Origin of the sequence: Streptomyces deccanensis, assembly GCF_022385335.1 — a bacterium.
GTDB lineage: Bacteria > Actinomycetota > Actinomycetes > Streptomycetales > Streptomycetaceae > Streptomyces > Streptomyces deccanensis.
In genome coordinates, this window is sequence record NZ_CP092431.1 from 2,538,997 (window position 1) to 2,561,490 (window position 22,494).

Sequence of the window (22,494 nt, forward strand, 5' to 3'; positions counted from 1 at the left end):
CGCGATGTCCGTGGGCACCGACGCGGGCCTGCTCGCCCCCACCTGGGCCGGTACGCCCGCCGCGGCGGAGGTGACCGACGAGGCGTGGCTGCAGGCCATGCTGGACGCCGAGGTGGCGCTGGCCCGCGCCCAGCACGCGGTCGGGCTGACACCGGCGGCCGTGGTGGAGACGATCGCCTCGGCGGCCCGGGTGGAACGGCTCGACCTGCCCGCCCTGGCCCACGCCGCCCGGGCCGCCGCCAATCCGGTGGTCGCGCTGGTGACCGCGTTCACCGAGGTCGTCGCCGCGCAGGATCCGGGCGCCGCGGAGTATGTGCACCGGGGGTCCACGAGTCAGGACATCCTGGACTCGGCGGCGATGGTGATCGCCCGCCGGGTCCTCGGGCTGATCGGCGGGGATCTGTCACGGGTCGCCGGGGCCTTCGCCGCGCTGGCCGACACCCATCGGCACACCGTCCTCGCCGGGCGCACCCTGGCCCAGCACGCCGTGCCGACGACCTTCGGGCTGAAGGCCGCGGGGTGGCTGGAGCTGGTGGTCGACGCGGCGGTGCGGGTGCGGGCGGTGGCGTCCGGGCTTCCGGCGCAACTGGGGGGAGCGGGTGGGACCTTGGCCGCGTACCGGGAGTACGCGGCGGTGGACCGCGCGAGCCGCCGGGAGACGGACAGCCGCGGGCCCGCGAGGGCTGATCGCACCCCCGACGCGGGCGGTCCGGAGCTGCTGGGGCCCTTCTCCTCGGCTCTGGGCCTCGCCGAACCCACCCTCCCCTGGCACACCGTCCGCACGCCCGTCGCCGAGCTCGGGGCCGTACTGCAGCTCGTCACCGGGGCGCTCGGGAAGTTCGCGCTGGACGTGCAGACGCTGTCCCGTACCGAGATCGGTGAGCTGTCCGAGCCGGCGGCGGCCGGGCGCGGGGCCTCCTCGGCCATGCCGCAGAAGCGGAATCCCGCGCTGGCCACACTGATCGTGTCGGCCGCCCGGCAGGTACCCGCGCACGCGCTCGTGCTGGCGCAGTGTCTGCTCGCCGAGGACGAACGGCCCGCCGGGGCGTGGCACGCCGAATGGCAGCCGCTGCGGGAGGCGTTGCGGTTGGCGGGCGGGGCCGCGCACACCGCCGTCGAGCTGGCGGAGGGCTTGGTCGTCCACCCGGAGCGCATGCGGGCCAACCTCGATCTGACCGGGGGTGCCATCGTCGCCGAACGGCTGGCCGTGGCCCTGGCCCCGGCGCTCGGCAAGGCCCGCGCGAAGAAGCTGCTGACCGCCGCGTCGGCCGAGGCCGCCGACACCGGCCGGCCCCTGAGCGAGCTGCTGATCGCCGACCCCGAGCTGTCCGCCCGGTTGCCCTCCGCCCAGCTGGCGGAACTGCTCGACCCGGCCCGCTACACCGGCGCGGCCGACGACCTGATCGACCGCGCCCTGCGCAGATACGACGGCGCGCGCGGCCACGAGACGACCGGCGGAGGAACCCTGTGAGCACCGTGAGCCGGACGACCGGGGCCCCGGAGGCCGCCCCACCCACCCGCTCCTGGCCGGTCCTGGTGGTCGTGGTCTGCGCGCAGATGCTGATCTGGCTGGACACCTCGATCCTCAACGTCGCCGTCACCACGCTCGCCGACCCGGTCGAGGGCCTGGGTGCCACCCCCGGCGAACTGGAGTGGGTGGCGAGCGCCTACACCCTGGTCGTCGCCGGCACCCTCTTCGCGGGCGGCGCGCTCGCCGACCGTTTCGGCCCCCGGAACACGCTCGTCGCGGGGCTCGCGCTGATCGGCGTGGCCTCCGGCGCGGGCGCGTTCGTGGCCAGCCCGGAGTGGCTGATCGTGGCCCGCGTCTTCATGGGCGCGGGCGCCGGCCTGTTGATGCCGGCCACCCTGACGGTCATCGTGCAGAGCACCCCGGAGGAGAAACGCACCCGCGCGATCGCGATCTGGAGCTCGTCGAGCGGTCTCGGCGTGGCCATCGGCCCGGTCGCGGGCGGGGCGCTGCTCAGCCACTTCTGGTGGGGCTCGGTGTTCCTGGTCAATGTGCCGATCGTCGCCCTGTGTCTGCCGGCGGTCCTGGCCGTCGTCCCCGACCTCGGCGGCTCCCGACGCCGTGTGCTCGACCTGCCCGGCCTCGTCCTGTCGGTGCTCGGCCTGGGCGGAGTGGTCTACGGCATCATCGAACTCGGCGGCGGCAGCGCCTGGTACGGGCCGCACGTACTGCTGCCCCTGGTGGTGGGCGGTGTGCTGCTGGCCGTCTTCGTCGCCGGTCAGCACAGGTCCAGGGCGCCCAGCCTGGATCTGCGGCTGTTCCGGCAGCCCGGCTTCACGGCCGGCAGCGTGGTCCTGCTGATCGCCTTCATGGCGTTGGCCGGTCACCTGTTCTACGCGGCCTTCTATCTCCAGGGCCCCCGGGGCCTCTCCCCCGCCGACGCCGGGACGGTCATGATCGCCGCCGCGATCGGCATCGTCCTGGGCAGCCAGGCCTCGCCGGCGCTGAGCCGTCGACTGTCGGCCCGCTGGACCGTCGCGGCCGGGGTGCTGGCCACCGCCGCCACCTACGTCGCGTACGCCTGGCTCGACGGGGAGACCCCGCTGTGGGTCGTCGCCGCGCTGCTGTGGATCCAGGGCTTCGGCATGGGCCTGGTCGGCACGCCGGTCACGGCCGTGATGATGCGCGGGGTGCCGCCCCAGCTCGCGGGCGCCGGTTCCGCCGTCAACAGCGTGACCCGGCAGGTGGGCGGCACCCTCGGCGTGGCCATGGCCGGCTCCATCCTCTCGGCCGTCTACCGGGACCGGATGGCGGAGGCCGAACTGCCCGGCCCCGCACAGGGCTTGTCCCCCGCCGCCGGGGAACAGGCCCGCGCCTCCGCAGAGGCCGCCCGCTCCCTCGCCGACTCGCTGAACCTGCCCGGCCTGGCGACCGCCGCCGACCGCGCCTTCCTCGACGCCATGTACGCCGCCACGCTCTCCGTCGCCGCCCTCGCCCTCATCGGCTGCGCGGTGGCGGTGACGGGCCTGCGCGCCCGCCCGGCACCCGGGAGCCCAGAACCCACCGGGTCGCGGGAACGCCCCGGACCCCAGACCTCCGCCACACACCCGCAGGAGCCCACCCAGCCGTCGGACCCGGCGCCGAGAGGAACCGCACGATGACACAGCCGACGACCGCGAAGCCGGCCGCATCCACCGCCCCGGCCGCATCCGCAGCCACCACCCCGGCCGCGCCCTCTGCCACGACCCCGGCGACGACCCCGGCGCCCGCCTCCCCCGTGGCTCCCGCAGCCCGCTCGGTCCTCGTCACCGGCGGCAACAGGGGCATCGGACTCGCCATAGCCCGCCGATTCGCGGCGGCCGGGGACCGTGTCGCCGTGACCTACCGGAGCGAGGCACCCCCCGCCTCCGAGGGCTTCCTCGCCGTACGGTGCGACGTGACGGACGGCGCCCAGGTCGACCAGGCCTTCAAGGAGGCCGAGACGGCGCACGGCCCGGTCACCGTCCTGGTCGCGAACGCGGGCGCCGCCCGGGACCGGCTGCTGGTGCGGATGTCGGAGGAGGACTTCGTCTCCGTCGTCGACACCAACCTCACCGGCGCCTTCCGCGTCGCGCGGCGTGCGGTGCGAGGCATGCTGCGCGCGGGCCACGGCCGGATCGTCCTGCTCTCCTCCACGGCGGCCCTGCACGGTTCACCCGGCCAGACCAACTACGCGGCGGCGAAGGCCGGCCTCGTCGGCTTCGCCCGTTCCCTCACCCAGGAGCTCGGTTCCCGGGACATCACCTGCAACGTCGTCGCCCCCGGGCTCACCGAGACGGACATGACCCGCGCCCTCACCCCGGAACAGCGCCGCGCACTGCTGAGCACCACCCCCGCCGGCCGCCCGGGCACCCCGGAGGAGGTCGCCGACGCGGTGGCCTTCCTGGTCGGCGCGGGCTATGTACGCGGCGCCGTGATCCCGGTCGACGGAGGCGCCGGGCTGGGCCACTGAGGTGCGCCGCGACCGGGTGGGGAAGCGGACGTCGCGCGGCCGCCCGTTTCCCCACCCCTGTACGGAACGCGGATGAGAACTAGCTCCGCCCTCGCAGCGAGCGGTACTTGGCGACCAGGGCCTTCGTGGACTCGTCGAGCCCCGGTACCTCGGCCCCTTCCGTGAGCGCCGGCTCCACGCGCTTGGCGAGGACCTTGCCCAGCTCGACACCCCACTGGTCGAAGGAGTCGATGTTCCAGACGGCGCCCTGGACGAACACCTTGTGCTCGTAGAGCGCGATCAGCTGACCGAGGACCGACGGGGTCAGTTCCTTCGCCAGGATCGTGGTCGTCGGGTGGTTCCCCTTGAAGGTCTTGTGCGGCACCAGCTCCTCCGGCACGCCCTCCGCCCGCACCTCGTCCGGCGTCTTGCCGAAGGCCAGCGCCTGGGTCTGGGCGAAGAAGTTGGCCATCAGCAGGTCGTGCTGGGCCTTGAGCGTGTCGCTGAGCTCGGCGACCGGCTCGGCGAAGCCGATGAAGTCCGCCGGGATCAGCTTCGTGCCCTGGTGGATCAACTGGTAGTACGCGTGCTGACCGTTGGTCCCGGGCGTGCCCCAGACCACCGGCCCGGTCTGCCACTCCACCGGCACGCCGTCCCGGCCCACGTACTTGCCGTTGGACTCCATGTCCAACTGCTGGAGGTAGGCGGTGAACTTGGACAGGTAGTGGCTGTAGGGCAGCACCGCGTGCGACTGGGCGTCGTGGAAGTTGCCGTACCAGATCCCCAACAGGCCCAGCAGCAGCGGCACATTGGACTCGGCGGGTGCCGTGCGGAAGTGCTCGTCGACGATGTGGAACCCGTCGAGCATCTCCCGGAAGCGGTCGGGACCGATCGCGATCATCAGGGACAGCCCGATCGCCGAGTCGTAGGAGTACCGCCCGCCGACCCAGTCCCAGAACTCGAACATGTTGGCCGTGTCGATGCCGAAGTCCGACACCTTCTCGGCGTTCGTCGAGAGCGCCACGAAGTGCTTGGCGACGGCCTCGGAGCCGGCCTTCAGCTCGGTGAGCAGCCAGTCGCGCGCGGAGGTCGCGTTGGTGATCGTCTCGATGGTGGTGAACGTCTTGGAGGCGATGATGAACAGCGTCTCCGCCGCGTCCAGGTCCCGCACCGCCTCGTGCAGATCGGCGCCGTCCACGTTGGACACGAAACGGACGGTCAGATCGCGGTCGGTGTAGGAGCGCAGCACCTCGTACGCCATCGCCGGGCCGAGGTCGGAGCCGCCGATGCCGATGTTGACGACGTTCTTGATGCGCCGGCCCGTGTGGCCGGTCCACTCGCCGGAGCGGATGCGCTCGGCGAAGGCGGCCATCTTGTCGAGCACGGCGTGCACACCGGGCACCACGTTCTCGCCGTCGACCTCGATCACCGCGTCGCGCGGGGCGCGCAGCGCGGTGTGCAGGACGGCACGGTCCTCGGTGGTGTTGATCTTCTCGCCGCGGAACATGGCGTCCCGCAGCCCGAACACGTCGGTCGCGGCGGCCAGCTCGCGCAGCAGCCGCAGTGTCTCGTCGGTGACCAGATGCTTGGAGTAGTCGACGTGCAGATCGCCGACCTCCAGTGTGTACCCGGCGCCGCGCCCCGGGTCGGCCGCGAACAACTCCCGCAGCCCGACCTCGCCCTGCTGCTCCCGGTGCTCGGCCAGCGCGGTCCACTCCGGCGTCTGGTTGAGCCTGGTACGGCTTTCTGCGTTCATCTCGGACTTCAGCCTTCTTTCCTACCTGGTCCTGCCTGCGTACCTTGCCCCGCTGCCGTTCCAACCTAATTGATCACGACGAAACACGAGCCGTCGTCCCGGGGTCGTCCGACACGACAACAGATACGTCCGCCCCGAGCGCCGGTGTCAGTGTGCCGACGGACACGGCGAAGAAGACGGCGGCGAGCAGGAGAGCACCGAGAGGCGCCCCGGCCACACCGAGCGTCCGGAAGGCGGAGCGACGCGGCCGAGCAGGTCGGCGGGGGTGCGCTGTGGCATCAGCGTCGTGGTGTTGACGGTCCACACCATCCCCATGGCTCCGAACAGTTCCGGCCGGGCACCCCTCGGTGCCCGGCCGGTGTCACTGTCTAGATCTCGCCCCGCAGTTTGGCGAGCGCCTCGGCGAGGATCGCCTCGCCGTCCGCGTCGCTGCGCCGCTCGCGGACGTAGGCGAGGTGCGTCTTGTAGGGCTCGGTGCGCGGTGGGTCCGGCGGGTTGTCCCGGTCCTGTCCGGCCGGGAAGCCGCAGCGCGGGCAGTCCCAGGTGTCGGGGACCTGAGCGTCGCTGGCGAAACTCGGCTGGGTCTCGTGTCCGTTGGAGCACCAGAAGGAGATGCGCAGCCGGGGTGCGGACTCGCCGCGCTCGGCTTCGCCCATCGGCCCCGCCCCGACCCGGCTTCCTCGGATCGCGTTGCCACTTGCCACGGTCGTAACTCCCTGCGTGATGGTGCGGCGAAGCGAGTCGGCGTTTCGCTTCGCTGCGAGCGCCTCAGTCTACGTAAGGCCCAACGCGCGTCCAGTGATTGGAGTTACATCCCACCCACAGACGCAAGCCCCATGATAGGCCGCGCTCGAAGTCGCGTACCCGGCATGGGGCTTTACGTGCGGAATGGTGCGTCCGTGACGCGTTGTTCGCCGGTGTCGGCCTGAGGGTCAGTTGTTGACCTTCATCAGGATGCCGAGTACGACAATGCACGCGAACCACAGCAGACCGACCACGACGGTGATCCGGTCGAGGTTGCGCTCGGCGACCGAGGAGCCGCCGACGGAGGACTGCATACCGCCACCGAACATGTCGGAGAGGCCGCCGCCCTTGCCCTTGTGCATCAGCACCAGCAGCATCATCAGCAGGCTGAAGACGATCAGGGCGATCGAGAACCCCATAACCACGGCTGGACCAACTTCCTCGGATTCTGATGGACTGCGGGGACCGGCCGCGTGGCCGGTCCCCGCAAGAGTACGACGTTACGCCGCTAGGGCCTACTCACTGGTGCCACTCACTGATCGCGGAAGCGCACGATCTTGACGAACTCGTCGGCGTCCAGCGAGGCACCGCCGACGAGGGCGCCGTCGATGTCGGCCTGGGCCATGATCTCGGCGACGTTCCCGGCCTTGACGGAGCCGCCGTACTGGATGCGGACCTTGTCGGCCAGCTCCTGGCCGTACAGCTCGGCGAGCTTGGCGCGGATGGCGGCGCAGACCTCCTGCGCGTCCTCGGCGCCGCAGACCTTGCCGGTGCCGATGGCCCAGACGGGCTCGTAGGCGATGACGACGGTCTCGGCGTGCTCGGCGGGGACGTCCTTGAGGCCGCCCTCGACCTGGGCGAGCGTGTGGGAGACGTGGTTGCCCGCCTCGCGGACCTCCAGCTCCTCGCCGACGCAGAGGATCGGGGTGAGGCCGTGCTTGTAGGCGGCCTTGACCTTGGCGTTGACGATCTCGTCGGTCTCGTCGTGGTACTGGCGACGCTCGGAGTGGCCGATCGCCACGAAGGTGCACTTGAGCTTGGCCAGCATCGGGCCGGAGATCTCGCCGGTGTAGGCGCCGGAGTCGTGGGCCGAGAGGTCCTGGGCGCCGTACTTGATCTTGAGCTTGTCGCCGTCGACCAGGGTCTGGACCGAGCGCAGGTCGGTGAAGGGCGGCAGGACCGCGACCTCGCAGGCCTCGTAGTCCTTGTCGGCGAGGGCGAAGGCGAGCTTCTGGACGTGGGCGATGGCCTCGAGGTGGTTGAGGTTCATCTTCCAGTTGCCCGCCATCAGGGGCGTACGCGTGCTCATTGAGGGTCAGTCCTCCAGTGCGGCGAGACCGGGGAGCGTCTTGCCCTCGAGGTATTCGAGGGAGGCGCCGCCACCGGTAGAGATGTGGCCGAATGCGTTCTCGTCGAAGCCCAGGAGCCGTACGGCCGCGGCGGAGTCGCCGCCGCCGACGACCGTGAAGGCCTTGGAATCGAGGAGTGCCTGGGCGACCGCCTTGGTGCCCTCGGCGAAATCGGGGTGCTCGAAGACGCCCATGGGGCCGTTCCAGAAGACGGTGGCGGCGTCGGCGATCTTCGAGGCGTACAGCGTGGCGGAGTCCGGACCGATGTCCAGGCCCATCTGCCCGGCGGGCATGGCGTCCGCGGCGACCGAGGTGGCGTCGGCCGGGGCCTTGCTCTTCAGGTCCGGGAAGGCGGGGGCGACGACGGCGTCCACGGGCAGGACGATCTCGACGCCGGTGCTCTCCGCGCGCTCCAGGTACTCGGTGACCGCGCCGAGCTGGTCCTCCTGGAGGAGGGAGCCGCCGACCTCGTACCCCTTGGCCTTGAGGAAGGTGTACGCCATGCCGCCGCCGATGAGGATGCGGTCGGCCTTGCCGAGCAGCTGGTCGATGACGGCGAGCTTGTCGGAGACCTTGGCGCCGCCGAGGGCGACCACGTAGGGCCGCTGGACGTCGTCGGTGAGCTTCTTGAGGACGCCGACCTCGGTGGCGATGAGGTACCCGGCGTAGTGCGGCAGCCGGGCCGGGAGGTCGAAGACCGAGGCGTGCTTGCGGTGGACCGCGCCGAAGCCGTCGCCGACGTAGACGTCCGCGAGGGCGGCCAGCTGATCGGCGAAGGCGCCGCGCTCGGCGTCGTCCTTGCTCGTCTCGCCGGCGTTGAAGCGCAGGTTCTCGACGACGGCGACCTGGCCGTCGGTCAGGCCCGCGACCGTGGCGGTGGCGGACTCGCCGACCGTGTCCGTCGCGAACGCCACGTCGGCGCCGAGGAGTTCACCGAGGCGGGCGGCGGCCGGAGCGAGGGAGAAGGCCGGGTCCGGGGCGCCCTTGGGGCGGCCGAGGTGGGAGGCGACGACGACGCGCGCGCCCGCCTCGGCCAGCGCCTTCACGGTGGGCAGGACGGCGCGGATACGGCCGTCGTCGGTGATGGTGGTGCCGTCGAGTGGCACGTTGAGGTCGGCGCGGACGAAGACCCGCCGGCCGGCGACTGGCTCGGCGAGGAGCTCGTCGATCGTCTTCATGGAGAGGGCTCCCGAGGAGGACTTGTGGTGCTCGTGATCGTAGGAGGAACCGCTTTTGTACGTGCGTCAGGGCTCGGGCGGCGCGTCCCTGCGCCGCCCGAGCCCTGCTCTCACACGGAAGTGCCCGCTCTGCCGATCAGAGCTGGCCGCCGACGAAGACCGTGAGGTCGACGAGGCGGTTGGAGTAGCCCCACTCGTTGTCGTACCAGCCGAGGATCTTCACCGAGTTGCCCTCCTGGACCATGGTCAGGGAGGAGTCGAAGGTGCAGGAGGCCGGGTCGCTGACGATGTCGGAGGAGACGATCGGGTCCTCGGTGTAGGCCAGGTAGCCCTTGAGGTCGCCGTCCTCGGAGGCCTTCTTGAACGCGGCGTTGACCTCGTCCTTGGTGACCTCGCGCTGCAGCGTGACGACCAGGTCGGTGGCCGAGCCGGTCGGGACCGGGACGCGCATCGCGATGCCGTCGAGCTTGCCCTTGAGCTGCGGGAGGACCAGCGCGGTGGCCTTCGCGGCGCCCGTGGTGGTCGGGATGATGTTCTCGGCGGCGGCGCGGGCGCGACGCAGGTCCGAGTGCGGGAAGTCCAGGATGCGCTGGTCGTTGGTGTAGGCGTGGACCGTCGTCATCAGACCCTTGACGATGCCGAAGTTCTCGTCGAGGACCTTGGCCATGGGCGCCACACAGTTGGTGGTGCAGGAGGCGTTGGAGATGACGTGGTGGTTCGCCGGGTCGTACTTGTCCTGGTTGACACCCATCACGATGGTGATGTCCTCGTCCTTGGCCGGAGCCGAGATGAGGACCTTCTTGGCGCCGCCGGCGAGGTGCTTCTCGGCGTCGGCCTTCTTCGTGAAGATGCCGGTGGACTCGATGACGATGTCGACGCCCAGCTCGCCCCACGGGATGTCCGCGGGGTTGCGCTCGGAGAGGACCTTGATGGTGTGGCCGTCCACGGTGATCGTGTCGGCGGTGTGCGACACCTCGGCCTTGAGACGGCCCAGGATGGTGTCGTACTTCAGCAGGTGAGCGGTGGTCGCGGTGTCACCCAGGTCGTTGACAGCCACGATCTCGATGTCCGCACCCTGCTCCAGCAGCGCGCGGAAGTAGTTACGACCGATGCGGCCAAAGCCGTTGATGCCTACGCGGATCGTCACGAACCGATCTCCTCGTTGGTACGCCGGCTCAGTGCCGGCGAGCTGTATGGGATGTCCCCGACCGCCTACGACCCTACCTCCCCGGCACCCGTCGAGTGACATCGAGATGCCCTATACATGCCGGTGCGGTCCGTACTCACCGGTAGGGGTACGGACCGCCCTGGTTTTACAAGGTGATTACCTTTTGAGCGGCCCCCCGATCATCTGATTTTCGATGTCCGGAGGGCCGCCCACGAGGGCTTTCCTCACCCGTTCGGCGCAGTCGGCACTCAGTTCTTCAGTGCCGCCAGCGCCTTGCCGAGCAGTGCCTTGCGGTCGGCCGCCGAGACGACCTGCTCCAGACCGAAGCCCAGCAGCACCGTGTCGTCCGTGGTGACCGCGCCGAAGGTCTTGAACAGTTCACCCGACAGTCCCCAGTCCTTCACGACCGCCGGGCTGCCCGCCGGCGGGCCGGGGGTGCTCCACGCGCCGAGCGAGGTCTCGAAGCCGTCCACCGCGCCGGGCGTGCCGCCGATGACGACGGTGGCGTTGTCGGCGAGGAGGCCGCGACCGCCGCTGCCGGGGTCGGTGACGTAGCTGAGCGACACCTCGACCTTCTTGCCGGCGTACGCGGACAGGTCGAACTCGACCTGCTGCCAGCCGTCCGAGGCCCCGGTGAAGCTGTTCCAGGCGCCGCTGGTGCCGCTGGGCGTGCAGCCCCCGGCGCCCACGGTCAGGTACCGCTTCAGGGCGGGGTGACCCTGGACGAAGAACCCGGCCTCGCACTCGGTGGGCACGGTGGTGGAGGTGGCGCCGCCGGCGTCCGGCAGCGTCGTCCAGTCGTCCGCGCCGACGGTGTGCGCCTCCAGGAGTGCGTGGTCGTACCCCTCCTCCGTGCTCCACAGCAGCTGCGTGCGCAGGGTCGGCCTGTCCGCCGCGGTCACCGAGGTGAGGTCGATGGTGCGGGTGAGCCGGTTCCAGGCGTAGTCGGTGTGCGTTGCCGCCGCCATGGAGGCGCCCTCGTAGGGGCCGTACGGGTTGACGGTCCCGGGGTACTGGCCGGCGCCCGCGCTCGCGAACTGCGGGAACGTCTCCACGGGCAGGGCGTCGGAGGTGACGCCGAACGATCCGGCGGTGTTCAGCGGGTTCCCGGGCGCGTCGCCGAGGGTTCCCGAGAAGCCGTCGAGCTTGGCGAGACCGGCGAAGGCGGTGGCGTTCGGCAGGGAGGTACGGCTGTACGCGCCCAGGTAGTACTGGCTGAAATCGTTCGACAGCGTGCCGTCGCCGAGGTCGACCGAGCCGCCGGCGCTCTCGCCCGACTCGATCAGCTTGCCGCCCTCGTTGAGGTAGGCGCGCAGGGCGAGCTGGGTGGCGACGCCGGGGCGCACGGCGCCCGTGTAGTGCACGACCTGCTTGAAGTGCTTCAGTACGCCGAGCGCGTCGGGCGCGCCCTGGGTCGCGACGTCCCAGACGAGCGCCTTCTTGCCGTTGGCCTTCAGCGCGTCCACGTAGACCTGCGTCTGGGTCGCGGTCGCGCCCTCCTCGGCGACGACGAGCGTGTCGGCCTTGGGGCGTTCGGCGATCGTGTAGGTGAACCGCTCGCTCTTCGTCGGCTTGCCGCTCTTGGTCTCACCGGTGAACCAGACCTCGACCTTGTCGCCCGGCTCGCCGTCCTGCACCTTGGCCCGGTACTCGTCGAAGTACAGGTTGTCCGCGCCGCCGAACGTCTCGCCGCCCTTCCAGGCCTTGAGCGTCTGGTCGTACGTGGGACCGCGGCCGTTGATCCGGTACCTCAGCTCCTTGTCGCGCACGGACTTGCGGGCGACGACGGAGATCGTCTGGTCGGCGCCGCGCGAGTACGACGTGGTGAAGGCGGCCGGGGTGAAGTCGGGGGCGTCGATGCCGACCGAGGACTTCGGCTGGTCGGGCTTGGCCGCGGACTCGGCGACGGAGAGCGCGAAGGGGATGTTCTTCTCGAACTCCTGCTGGATCAGCTTCTCGTCGTCCGGGAACGTGAAGACCGAGGCGCAGTCCTCGGGCTTCCAGGCGTCGTCCGGGTCGATGTTCGACGCGGTCTGGCACGTCGACATCTCGGGGGTGAAGAACGCCGCGCCGTTGACGTTGGAGGCGTGGCCGTTCGCCTCGCCGTTCGTCGTGTACAGCTCGGAGGAGAGCTGGGGGCGGTAGCCGGGGATCGCGGGGTTCTCCGGGGTGCCGGCCAGCGACTTGTAGGCCACGTCGTCCGGGCTGGGGCTGGCCACCTGCCAGCCGACCCCGTAGAGGATGAGTTCGGCGGCCGAGTGGTAGTTGATGCCGTACTCGAAGCCGATGCGCTTCTCGAAGGCGTCCAGGACCTTGGTCTCCGGCTCCGAGTTCGGGCCGCCGCCGCGATAGGTCTCGCTGGTGGGGAACGGGGAGGAACCCTCGTTGTCGTAGCCCCACTTGTAGGCGAAGTTGCGGTTGAGGTCGACGCCGTCGCCGACGGTGATGGCGTTGTCGCCGTTGACGTCCCGCAGGTTCTTGCGCCACTGACGGTTGCCGTCGGCCTGGTGCGTGAAGTCGTAGCCGTCCGGGTTGGCGGAGATCACGAACCACAACTCGGTGGAGTCGACGATCTTCTTGATCCGCTTGTCCGTCTTGTAGTTGTCCAGGTAGTGGTGCATCAGGCGCCGGGTCATCTCGGGCGTGATCCACTCACGGGCGTGCTGGTTGGACAGGTACAGCACCGACGGCTTGGCGCCGTCCTTGGTCTTCTTCGCGTTCTTGGTCAGCTTGACCGCGAGGATGTCCTGGCCCCGCAGGGTCTTGCCGAGGGAGACCACCTTGGTCAGGGAGGGGTGCTCCTGACCCGTACGGAGGATCTCCTCCTTGAGGTTGCCGGCGCCGCTGTAGGGGCGGTAGACCCCGTCGCCGGCGGCGTCCACGCGTGCCTCGGCCTTGCTGGTGAGGCGGTGTTCCCTCAGCTCGACGCCCTGCTCCTCCAGGGCGTCCGCCTGCTTGTCGGTGAGGTAGACCTCGACCGACGCGGTGCCCTTCTCCGGCGCCTGCTCGCTGAGTTCGTGACCGTCCTGCCCGGCCGCGAGCAGCAGCGGTATCTGCTTCTTCGTCACCTCGGCCCGGAAGACCTTGACTTCCTCGGTGTCCGAGCCGTCGTTCTCGGCCGCCTGGGCGAGTGGTGCGAGTCCCGCACCACCGCCCAGCAGGAGCGCGCCGGCAGCGAGGATCGATCTCGCTCTTCGTCTCATGAGCCCCCCTTGCAGTGGTTCGCCCCAGCGGCGAACAGACGCCAGGCTCATGTCAGACATGGGTCACGTCAAGGGTGCCTCACAGGCCATACGCGGAATTCACACAGAAAGCCGAAGGCCGGTGCCGACAGCACCCAAATGGGCGTCGGCACCGGCGAGTTGAGCTGTACGGGGGGGGGCGGTCACCCCACGAGATTCTCGGCCATCTCCTCGGTGAGACTGGCCTCGGTCCCCGGGATGCCGAGGTCCGACGCGCGCTTGTCGGCCATGGCGAGCAGCCGCCGGATCCGGCCCGCGACGGCGTCCTTGGTCAGCGGCGGGTCGGCGAGCGCGCCCAGCTCCTCCAGGGAGGCCTGCTTGTGCTCCATCCGCAGCCGTCCGGCGGCCGCGAGGTGCTCGGGGACGTCGTCGGCGAGGATCTCCAGGGCGCGGCCCACGCGGGCGCCGGCGGCGACGGCGGCCCGGGCCGAGCGGCGCAGGTTGGCGTCGTCGAAGTTGGCGAGCCGGTTCGCCGTGGCCCGGACCTCGCGGCGCATCCGGCGCTCCTCCCACGCCAGCACGGACTCGTGGGCGCCGAGGCGGGTCAGGAGCGCGCCGATGGCGTCCCCGTCGCGTACGACGACCCGGTCCACGCCCCGCACCTCGCGCGCCTTGGCCCCGATCGACAGCCGACGGGCGGCGCCGACCAGTGCGAGGGCGGCCTCCGGGCCCGGGCAGGTCACCTCCAGGGAGGACGAACGGCCGGGCTCGGTGAGCGAGCCGTGGGCCAGGAAGGCGCCCCGCCAGGCCGCCTCCGCGTCACAGGTGGCACCGGAGACCACCTGGGGCGGCAGACCGCGGATCGGGCGGCCCCGGCCGTCCACCAGGCCGGTCTGGCGGGCCAGCTGGTCACCGCCGGCGACCACCCGGACGACGTAACGGGAACCTCGGCGCAGGCCGCCGGGGGCCATCACGATCAGTTCGGAGCCGTGGCCGAAGATCTCCGCGATGTCCCGCTTGAGGCGGCGGGCCGCCATCGCTGTGTCCAGCTCCGCCTCGATCACGATGCGGCCGCTCACCAGGTGCAGCCCGCCCGCGAACCGCAGGATCGCCGAGACCTCCGCCTTTCTGCAGCAGGTCCGGGTGACGGGTAGCCGGGAGATCTCGTCCTTCACCGCTGCCGTCATCGCCATGGGCCGATCCTTCCATGCATCCGAAAAATACGGTCGTACGCGGCGGCCAACAGCTCCGGGTCATGCCGCGGAGATCCGTCGGTCCGGGCCACCGGCGCCAGCTCGACCGCGGCGCCGAACCGTTTGGCGGCGTCGGTCAGGGAGTCGCGGTCGGGCACGGCGGCCTCGTCGGCCAGCACCACGTCCAGGGCGAGTTTAGGGGCGTGTCGTGCCAAAACCTCCAAATGACGCTGCGGGGAGAAGCCATCGGTTTCTCCGGGCTGCGGGGCGAGGTTCAGCGACAGCACGAGCCGGGCCTTGGTCTCGGTGAGGGCGTCGAGCAGCTCGGGCACGAGCAGGTGCGGGATCACCGAGGAGAACCAGGAGCCGGGGCCGAGGACCACCCAGTCGGCGTCGCGGACCGCCGCGACGGCCTCGGGGACGGCGGGCGGGTCGTGCGGCACGACGTGCACGGACTGCACCTCGCCGGGGGTGAGGGCGACGGTGGCCTGTCCCCGCACGGTGTCGACCTCGTCCGGGCGGTCCGGGTCGTGACCCTTGACCAGGGCCTGGAGCTCCAGTGGGACCGCGGACATGGGCAGCACCCGGCCCTGGGCGCCGAGCAGCCTGCCGACCAGGTCGAGTGCCTGGACGTGGTCGCCGAGCTGTTCCCACAGGGCGACGATCAGCAGGTTGCCGACCGCGTGCTCGTGCAGGTCGCCCTTGGACTGGAAGCGGTGCTGGATGACGCGGGCCCAGGTCTGGCCCCAGTCGTCGTCGCCGCAGAGCGCGGCCAGCGCCTTGCGCAGGTCGCCGGGCGGCAGGACGCCCAGCTCGTCACGGAGGCGTCCGCTGGAGCCGCCGTCGTCGGCGACGGTGACGACGGCGGTGAGGTCGCCGGTGATCCGGCGGAGCGCGGCGAGCGAGGCGGACAGGCCCATGCCGCCGCCGAGCGCGACGACCTTGGGCTGAGCGCCCCGGCGGCGCGGCCTGGCCCCGCGGGCCTCGGCGGGCCGGTCGGTACGGCCCTCCGGGACGACCCGGCGCAGTCTGCTCAGCCTGCTCAGCCGGGACGAGGTGGGTCCGGTCACTCGCGCCCCATGTCCCGGTGCACGACCACGGTCTCGACGCCCTGGGAGGCGAGGCGGGCGGCGAGCTTCTCGGAGGTGGCGACCGAGCGGTGCTTGCCGCCGGTGCAGCCGACCGCGATGGTCACGTACCGCTTGCCCTCGCGGCGGTAGCCGGCGGCGATCATCTGGAGCAGCTCGGTGTAGCGGTCGAGGAACTCCTTGGCGCCGGGCTGGTTGAAGACGTACGCCGAGACCTCCTCGTTGAGGCCGGTGAACGGGCGCAGCTCCGGGACCCAGTGCGGGTTCGGCAGGAAGCGCATGTCGACGACCAGGTCGGCGTCGACCGGGAGGCCGTACTTGAAGCCGAAGGACATGACGGTGGCCCGCAGCTCGGGCTCCTCCTCGCCGGCGAACTGGGCGTCCATCTTGGCGCGCAGTTCGTGCACGTTGAGGCTGGAGGTGTCGATGACGAGGTCGGCGTCGCCGCGCAGCTCGCGCAGCAGCTCCCGCTCGGCGGCGATGCCGTCGGTGATGCGGCCGTCGCCCTGGAGGGGGTGCGGGCGGCGCACCGACTCGAAGCGGCGCACCAGGGCGTCGTCGGAGGACTCCAGGAAGACGATCCTCCGGGTGACGTGCTTGGTGGCCAGGTCGGCGAGGGAGTCGCGGAGGTTGTCGAAGAAGCGGCGGCCGCGGACGTCGACGACGACCGCGATCCGGGCCACGTTCCCCTGGGAGCGGGCGCCGAGCTCCACCATGGTGGGGATCAGCGCGGGCGGCAGGTTGTCGACGACGAACCAGCCGAGGTCCTCCAGACACTTGGCGGCCGTGGACCGTCCGGCACCGGACATGCCGGAGATGATGACCAGCTCGGGGATGGCCGCCTCGGGGACCCCGGCTGTTTCGATGCCCGTACTCACGTGTGCTCCGTCTTCCTGTGGCGCTGGGTGCTGCGGGGTGTCGTCGCCGACCGCGCTGTGGGCTGCCCCGCGCTCCGCTGTGTGCTCGTGGTGCTGTTCTTCTGGACGCTCTGAGCGCTCCGGGGGTTCTGCATGTTCCCGGAGGCCCGGGCGCTCGTCGTGGTCGGTCATGTCTCCTGCCCTCGCCGCCGGTCCGGGGCGCCCGCGGCCACGGGCTCCCCAGAGGGGTCCGCCGTCGTACCGGGCTCCTCTTCCTCCATGATCTCTCCGGTCGCCGTGTTCACGGCGGGTGCGGCCGGAGCCGCCTGGGCGAGGGCCGCCGCGATCGTCTCGGCGGTCTTGCGCCCTATGCCGGGAACCTCGCAGATCTGCTCGATCGTCGCGGCCCGCAGCTTCTTCAGCGAGCCGAAGTGCTTCAGCAGGGCCTGCTTGCGAGCCTCCCCGAGGCCGGGCACGTCGTCCAAGGGGCTCGCCCGGAAGCGCTTGGCGCGTTTGGTCCGCTGGTAGGTGATGGCGAAGCGGTGGGCCTCGTCGCGGACGCGCTGGAGCAGATAGAGGCCCTCGCTGGTGCGGGGCAGGACCACGGGGTCGTCCTCGCCGGGCACCCAGACCTCCTCCAGGCGCTTGGCGAGGCCGCACACGGCGATGTCGTCGATGCCCAGTTCGTCGAGGGCCCGCCGCGCGGCGGCCACCTGCGGCTGCCCGCCGTCCACGACGACGAGCTGCGGCGGGTAGGCGAACCGCCTGGGGCGGCCGTCGTCGTCCTTGAGGCCGCCCGTCGGGCCGCCGTCACCGGATTCGGCGGCGTCCTCCTCCACCCACTCGCCGGTCTTCTCCTTCTCCGCGAGGTACCGCCGGAAGCGGCGGGCGATGACCTCGTGCATGGAGCGGACGTCGTCCTGGCCCTCGCCGTGCCAGACCTGCGTGTCCCCGACACGACCCTTGATCTGGAAGCGGCGGTACTCGCTCTTGCGTGCGAGGCCGTCCTCGAAGACGACCATGGAGGCCACGACGTCGTCGCCCTGGAGGTGGGAGATGTCGTAGCACTCGATCCTGAGCGGGGCGCTGTCCAAATCGAGGGCCTCGGCGATCTCCTCCAGGGCACGGGAGCGGGTGGTGAGGTCGGAGGCGCGCTTGGTCTTGTGCAGCACGAGCGACTGCTGGGCGTTGCGCGCGACCGTCTCCATGAGCGCCTTCTTGTCGCCGCGCTGCGGGATGCGCAGGGAGACATTGGCGCCCCGACGCTGGGTGAGCCATTCCTGGACGGGCCCGAGGGGGTCGGGCAGCGCCGGGACGAGGACCTCCTTGGGCACGGAGTCGCCCGTCTCCTCGCCGTACAGCTGCTGGAGCGCGTGTTCGACGAGGTCACCGGTGGTGACGGCCTCGACCTTGTCGGTGACCCAGCCGCGCTGGCCGCGCACGCGTCCGCCGCGGACGTGGAAGATCTGGACGGCGGCCTCCAGCTCGTCCTCGGCGACGGCGATCAGGTCGGCGTCGGTCGCGTCGGCGAGCACGACCGCGTTCTTCTCCATGGCCTTCTTCAGGGCCTCGATGTCGTCCCGCAGCCGGGCGGCCCGCTCGTACTCCATCTCCTCGGCCGCGTCCGTCATCTGCTTCTCCAGACGGCGGATGTACGTGCCGGTGCGCCCGGCCATGAAGTCGCTGAACTCCTCGGCCAGTTCGCGGTGGTCCTCGGCGGAGACGCGGTCGACGCAGGGGGCCGAGCACTTGCCGATGTAACCGAGGAGACAGGGGCGGCCGGTGCGGGCCGCGTTCTTGAACACCCCGGCCGAGCAGGTGCGCACGGGGAAGACCCGCAGCAGCAGGTCGACGGTGTCCCGGATCGCCCACGCGTGCGCGTACGGCCCGAAGTAGCGCACGCCCTTCTTCTTGTGACCGCGCATCACCTGCACGCGCGGGTACTGCTCGTTCATCGTGACCGCGAGGTACGGGTAGCTCTTGTCGTCGCGGTACTTGACGTTGAACCGGGGGTCGAACTCCTTGATCCAGGAGTACTCCAGCTGCAGTGCCTCGACCTCCGTGGACACCACGGTCCACTCCACGGAGGCGGCCGTGGTGACCATCGACCGGGTGCGCGGGTGGAGGCCGGCCAGGTCCTGGAAGTAGTTGGCCAGGCGTTGGCGCAGGCTCTTCGCCTTCCCGACGTAGATCACCCGGCGGTGCTCGTCACGGAACTTGTACACCCCTGGGGAGTCCGGGATCTGCCCCGGACTGGGGCGGTAGCTGGAGGGATCGGCCATGCACCACACCCTACTGGCGGGGAGTGACAACACGGGGGCCCTGTGGACAAGGGCCGATCCCCCGCCGCTAGCGCGTCTCCAGGAACGTCAGCACGGCCAGGACCCGGCGGTGGTCGTCCGGCTCCTCGGGCAGTCTCAGCTTGCCCAGGATGCTCCGCACATGCTTCTCGACCGTCCCCTCGGTGACCCACAGCCGGCGGCCGATGCCCGCGTTGGACCGCCCCTCCGCCATCAGGCCGAGGACCTCCCGCTCCCGGTTGCTGAGCATCGACAGCGGATCGTCACGTCGCTGCGCGGCGACCAGTTCCTGCACCAGCGACGGATCCACCACCGACCCGCCTCGCCGGATCCGGTCCAGCGTCTCCAGGAACTCGTCCACGACGGTGATCCGGCTCTTGAGCAGATATCCGATGCTGCGCCCACCGGCCAGGAGCTCCAAGGCGTCCTCGACCTCGACGAACGCCGACAGCACGAGGATCCCGACGGACGGATACCGCTCCCGGATCTCCCGCGCCGCCTTCAACCCCTCCGTGGACTGCGTCGGCGGCATCCGGATGTCGACGATCGCGATGTCCGGCAGCTCGTTCTCCACCAGCTCCAGGAGCCCGGCGCCGTCGCCGGCCTGCCCGGCCACCTCGTAGCCGACGCGTTCGCAGAGGCTCGCCAGGCCCTCCCGCAGGAGCACGTCGTCGTCCGCGAGCACCACTCGCCCGCGCACCGGATGCTGATCGGCCTCCATGGTCTCGGTCTCCCCCTTGCCCGACCTGTCCCGTTTGTCCCAACAGCCTGCCTGAACACGGTCTTACGGCTAGCCGGAAGCCTAGTTGGGGGCGGGCCGTGAAGACACCTGAACGTCGGCCCGCAATGCTCGAAGAAGCACAGCCGCGGGTGGAACCGGCGCCTCTGACGAGAGACGGCGAGACCTCCGCATGCCCGAGAGCCGGACGGCCGTCTCCGCCGTCCGATTCGACCGCCCGGAACGTACGCCCGTACCGAGTCCCGGACTCCCCCCTTTGAACGGGCCTCACCGCGTACGCTTCGGGCGGTCACGCACCCGTCCCGACGGCTGTCGGGGCCGCCCCGGGCGGGGTCAGCGGCAGCCGGACGCTCAGCGTCGTCCCGCCGCCGGGCGGGCTGGTGACCGTCAACCTGCCGCCCGTCGCTTCCACCCGGTCGATGAGCCCGATCAGTCCCGATCCCTTGTCGGGTTCCGCTCCGCCGACGCCGTCGTCCCGGATGAGCAGCTCCAGCACGCCCGCGCGTTCCTCGGCCGCCACGGTCACCACGCTCGCGCGCGCGTGCTTGACGGCGTTGGTGAGGCTCTCGGAGACGACGTAGTACGCGGCCACCTCGACCTGTTCGGGGAAGCGGGCGCGGGCGAATCCGAGGTCGAGCTCCACGGGCAGGGCGGCACGCCGCGCCAGGGCGCGCAGGGCGGGGCCCAGGCCGCCCTTGGAGAGCACGGACGGGTGGATGCCCCGGGCGACCTGGAGCAGCTCCTGGGAGGTGTCGTCGAGGCCCTTGGCCAGATGGTCCAGTTGCCGAGCGAGCTCCGAGGAGGGGTCGTCCACCAGGGTCTCCGTCATCCGCAGCTCCAGTTGGAGGGAGACCAGGCGCTGCTGGACGCCGTCGTGCAGGTCGCGTTCGATGCGGCGCCGTGAGGCGTCCCCGGCGGCCACCACGCGCGCGCGTGAGGCGGTCAGCTGGTCTCGGCTGTCGGCGTTGGCGATCGCGGTGGCGATCAGCGCGGTGAAGTCGGCGAGCCGGGACTCGGCGCCGCCGGGCAGCGGATCGGTCAGCGAGGCCGCCACGACCACGCCCCAGATCCGGCCGTCGACGACGATGGGGGCGCCCACGGCGGTCTCCGACCGGACCGCGCACCGGGTCCGGGCCACCTCGTCGATGGTCCTGACGGCCGCCTCCCGGCGGGTCAGGCAGGCCGCCTCGACCTCGTCCGCGCGCGCGTGCGCGACCCCGAGGACCTTCACGCCGCCGTCGGGCTCGTACCGGATGACCGCCGAGGCCGTGCCCAGCAGCGACGCGACCTCCTCCGCCACCGTCGCGAACACCTCGGACGGCGGTACGCCGCGCGCGACCGCGGTGGCGACCCGGCGCAGCGCGGCCTGTTCGAGCGCGGCCCGGCGGCTCTCGGTCACGTCGCGGGCGGCGGCGTAGACGAGGCCCTCCTCGGGGACCGACCGGGCGCTCCACTGGAGCCAGCGTTCGGTGCCGTCGGCACGCAGGTAGCGGTTCTCGAACTCGGCGACCTCGGCGCCGCTCGCCAGCAGCGCCATGGCCGCCCGGGTGCTGTCCCGGTCGTCCTCGTGGACGAAGTCGAGGTACGGCCGGGAGGTCAGGGTCCGGACCGGATAGCCCAGGGTGTGTTCGAAGGCCGGGTTGACGCGCTTGAAGTAGCCGTCGACGCCGCTGATGCAGAGCAGGTCCAGGGAGAGGTTGAAGATGCCCTCCAGTTCCCGCTCGGCGCGTCGGCGCCGGCCGTGGGCCGCGGCGAAGGACGCCATGGTGCCGTTCATCCCGCCCAGCAGCTGGGCCCAGGTGCCGTCGAAGGAGTCGACATCGGCGCGGTGTCCGAGCCGGCCCGCGTCGATCGCCGTGTTCATGTCCCTGATCTCGCCCGCGAGGCGCTCGCTGGTCACCCGCAGCTCGCGGAACGTGTCGGCGACGTCGCCGAGTTCGTCCCGTCCCGCGTAGCGGATGTCGTACGAGAGGTCGCCGTCCGACAGGGCCCGGGCGCCCTCGGAGACCTCGCCGAGAGGGCGGGTGATCGAGCGGCGCAGCGCCAGGGCGAGGAAGGTGACGAGGGCCAGGACGACGAGGGAGACCGTCAGTTCGGTGAAGGTCCGGGCGCGGGTGGTGCGCAGGTCGCGATGGGCGGTCTCGTCGAGTTCACGGGCCGCCCGGTCGCGGATGCCGCGCAGGGCGTCGGCGTAGTCCTCGGACTCGCTGAGCCAGTCCTCGTACGAGGGCCAGTCGGCGGGCCGGGGCCGGGGGTCGGCGACCAGGTCGCGGGCGGTGCGGACCGCGCGTCCGGGGGCCCGGAAGATCGCGGTGTGCAGTTCGGCCTTGAGCTCGTCCGAGGCGGTCTGCTGGAACGCCCTGAGCTGGGCCTTCTCCAGTTCGGTCCAGCGGCCCGCGGCGGCGGTGGCGTGTCCGTCGCCGGGTGCGTGGAAGAGGATGGCGAGCTGCGCGCGTTCGCTCTCGGCGGCGGCGACGGCCCGCAGCATCGCGATGTGGGCGTCCGCCGCCCGGCCCGAGGCCCGGGTGGGGCGCCCGGCCTCGAGGTCGGAGACGATGTCGAGCACCTTGTTCTCGATGTTCTCGTACCGCTGGGCGACGATCTGCGCCTCCAGCGACCCGGTGCCCGTCTGGACCCTGAGGGCGTGCAGTTGGCGGCGTACGGCGTCCAGCATCCCGGCGTCGTCGGACTCCGTCCGGCCGACGGTCTCCTCGAAGGCCCGTCGCAGCGCGTGGTCGGTGGTCCGCTGGGCCCGCGACCGCTCGCGCAGGGTATCCGGCTCGGCGCGCAGCCGGGCTTCCACCGCGGCGATCCGCTCGCGGGCGACGGCGTCGGAGACCTCACTGATCTCGAAGGACACCTCGATGGCGGTGTCGAAGTCACGCAGGGTCCGTGCCTCCCGCCACTGGGCGACGGCGGTGACCGCCGTGACGGCCAGCAGGACGGTGACCGGGAGCAGGACGAGCAGCATCAGCTTGGGGCCGACGCGCAGCCGGGCCAGG

General features: G+C 71.3%; 16 protein-coding genes and 1 pseudogene. 3 read left to right on the forward strand and 14 right to left on the reverse strand.

The genetic code is table 11. From position 1 onward, the window contains the following. Window positions 1-4 precede the first annotated feature (4 nt). The 3 genes from L3078_RS11360 to fabG are packed head-to-tail and all read left to right on the forward strand — an operon-like array spanning window position 5 to window position 3,959. A complete protein-coding gene (locus tag L3078_RS11360; RefSeq protein ID WP_239753320.1) occupies window positions 5-1,471 on the forward strand; it encodes a nitrosuccinate lyase in 1,467 nt (488 codons plus the stop codon). Continuing rightward, window positions 1,468-3,129, forward strand: coding sequence for an MFS transporter (locus L3078_RS11365; RefSeq protein ID WP_239753321.1), 1,662 nt, complete (start codon window positions 1,468-1,470; stop codon window positions 3,127-3,129). Before L3078_RS11360 ends, L3078_RS11365 begins: the two co-directional genes overlap by 4 nt. Beyond that, window positions 3,126-3,959, forward strand: coding sequence for a 3-oxoacyl-ACP reductase FabG (gene fabG, locus L3078_RS11370; RefSeq protein WP_239753322.1), 834 nt, complete (start codon window positions 3,126-3,128; stop codon window positions 3,957-3,959). Before L3078_RS11365 ends, fabG begins: the two co-directional genes overlap by 4 nt. Before the next feature lie 79 nt (window positions 3,960-4,038). On the opposite strand, the gene pgi is transcribed toward fabG, so the two are convergent. From pgi to L3078_RS11440, 14 genes and pseudogenes are all read right to left on the reverse strand, one after another. Then, window positions 4,039-5,694: a glucose-6-phosphate isomerase gene (pgi, locus tag L3078_RS11375; RefSeq protein WP_239753323.1), complete on the reverse strand. Its 1,656-nt coding sequence runs from the start codon at window positions 5,692-5,694 to the stop codon at window positions 4,039-4,041. Between the two features lie 73 nt (window positions 5,695-5,767). Beyond that, window positions 5,768-6,021: pseudogene (locus L3078_RS11380) on the reverse strand (MFS transporter); the annotation flags it as partial. Window positions 6,022-6,062: 41 nt separating this feature from the next. Continuing rightward, the gene (locus L3078_RS11385) at window positions 6,063-6,398 is read right to left on the reverse strand and encodes an RNA polymerase-binding protein RbpA (protein WP_003957010.1); all 336 of its coding nucleotides are present in this window, start codon (window positions 6,396-6,398) and stop codon (window positions 6,063-6,065) included. 228 nt (window positions 6,399-6,626) lie between these two features. Continuing rightward, entirely contained in the window at window positions 6,627-6,857 is a 231-nt protein-coding gene (gene secG / locus L3078_RS11390) for a preprotein translocase subunit SecG (protein ID WP_029181151.1), read from the reverse strand. A 113-nt stretch (window positions 6,858-6,970) separates the two neighbouring features. Further along, window positions 6,971-7,747 (reverse strand): triose-phosphate isomerase, encoded by a 777-nt coding sequence (gene tpiA / locus L3078_RS11395; RefSeq protein WP_239753324.1) that lies wholly within the window; start codon window positions 7,745-7,747, stop codon window positions 6,971-6,973. Window positions 7,748-7,753: 6 nt separating this feature from the next. Next, window positions 7,754-8,965 (reverse strand): phosphoglycerate kinase, encoded by a 1,212-nt coding sequence (locus L3078_RS11400; protein WP_239753325.1) that lies wholly within the window; start codon window positions 8,963-8,965, stop codon window positions 7,754-7,756. A gap of 136 nt (window positions 8,966-9,101) precedes the next feature. Next, on the reverse strand, window positions 9,102-10,112 hold the full coding sequence (gene gap, locus L3078_RS11405; RefSeq protein WP_215454515.1) for a type I glyceraldehyde-3-phosphate dehydrogenase: 1,011 nt from the start codon (window positions 10,110-10,112) through the stop codon (window positions 9,102-9,104). A 269-nt stretch (window positions 10,113-10,381) separates the two neighbouring features. Continuing rightward, entirely contained in the window at window positions 10,382-13,336 is a 2,955-nt protein-coding gene (locus L3078_RS11410) for a M14 family metallopeptidase (RefSeq protein WP_239753326.1), read from the reverse strand. Between the two features lie 182 nt (window positions 13,337-13,518). After that, a complete protein-coding gene (whiA, locus tag L3078_RS11415; protein WP_033526623.1) occupies window positions 13,519-14,508 on the reverse strand; it encodes a DNA-binding protein WhiA in 990 nt (329 codons plus the stop codon). Further along, window positions 14,499-15,578, reverse strand: coding sequence for a gluconeogenesis factor YvcK family protein (locus tag L3078_RS11420; protein ID WP_239753327.1), 1,080 nt, complete (start codon window positions 15,576-15,578; stop codon window positions 14,499-14,501). The genes whiA and L3078_RS11420 overlap by 10 nt, the downstream gene beginning before the upstream one ends. After that, a complete protein-coding gene (gene rapZ, locus L3078_RS11425; protein ID WP_239753328.1) occupies window positions 15,575-16,645 on the reverse strand; it encodes an RNase adapter RapZ in 1,071 nt (356 codons plus the stop codon). The genes L3078_RS11420 and rapZ overlap by 4 nt, the downstream gene beginning before the upstream one ends. Further along, entirely contained in the window at window positions 16,642-18,735 is a 2,094-nt protein-coding gene (uvrC, locus tag L3078_RS11430) for an excinuclease ABC subunit UvrC (RefSeq protein WP_239753329.1), read from the reverse strand. The genes rapZ and uvrC overlap by 4 nt, the downstream gene beginning before the upstream one ends. Before the next feature lie 67 nt (window positions 18,736-18,802). Beyond that, complete coding sequence (locus L3078_RS11435) at window positions 18,803-19,474, reverse strand: response regulator transcription factor (RefSeq protein WP_239753330.1); 672 nt, start codon at window positions 19,472-19,474, stop codon at window positions 18,803-18,805. 307 nt (window positions 19,475-19,781) lie between these two features. Beyond that, window positions 19,782-22,463, reverse strand: a complete 2,682-nt coding sequence (locus L3078_RS11440; RefSeq protein WP_239760279.1) for a PAS domain S-box protein — start codon at window positions 22,461-22,463, stop codon at window positions 19,782-19,784. Between the last annotated feature and the right edge of the window lie 31 nt (window positions 22,464-22,494).

What these genes read in the sequence shown, in the direction of transcription:
- L3078_RS11435 (WP_239753330.1), bottom strand. Translation starts at nt 19,474, where the DNA reads ATGGAGGCCGATCAGCATCCGGTGCGCGGGCGAGTGGTGCTCGCGGAC.
- L3078_RS11410 (WP_239753326.1), bottom strand. Translation starts at nt 13,336, where the DNA reads ATGAGACGAAGAGCGAGATCGATCCTCGCTGCCGGCGCGCTCCTGCTG.
- L3078_RS11440 (WP_239760279.1), bottom strand. Translation starts at nt 22,463, where the DNA reads ATGCTGCTCGTCCTGCTCCCGGTCACCGTCCTGCTGGCCGTCACGGCG.
- whiA (WP_033526623.1), bottom strand. Translation starts at nt 14,508, where the DNA reads ATGGCGATGACGGCAGCGGTGAAGGACGAGATCTCCCGGCTACCCGTC.
- secG (WP_029181151.1), bottom strand. Translation starts at nt 6,857, where the DNA reads ATGGGGTTCTCGATCGCCCTGATCGTCTTCAGCCTGCTGATGATGCTG.
- L3078_RS11360 (WP_239753320.1), top strand. Translation starts at nt 5, where the DNA reads ATGTCCGTGGGCACCGACGCGGGCCTGCTCGCCCCCACCTGGGCCGGT.
- tpiA (WP_239753324.1), bottom strand. Translation starts at nt 7,747, where the DNA reads ATGAGCACGCGTACGCCCCTGATGGCGGGCAACTGGAAGATGAACCTC.
- uvrC (WP_239753329.1), bottom strand. Translation starts at nt 18,735, where the DNA reads ATGGCCGATCCCTCCAGCTACCGCCCCAGTCCGGGGCAGATCCCGGAC.
- rapZ (WP_239753328.1), bottom strand. Translation starts at nt 16,645, where the DNA reads ATGACCGACCACGACGAGCGCCCGGGCCTCCGGGAACATGCAGAACCC.
- fabG (WP_239753322.1), top strand. Translation starts at nt 3,126, where the DNA reads ATGACACAGCCGACGACCGCGAAGCCGGCCGCATCCACCGCCCCGGCC.
- L3078_RS11400 (WP_239753325.1), bottom strand. Translation starts at nt 8,965, where the DNA reads ATGAAGACGATCGACGAGCTCCTCGCCGAGCCAGTCGCCGGCCGGCGG.
- pgi (WP_239753323.1), bottom strand. Translation starts at nt 5,694, where the DNA reads ATGAACGCAGAAAGCCGTACCAGGCTCAACCAGACGCCGGAGTGGACC.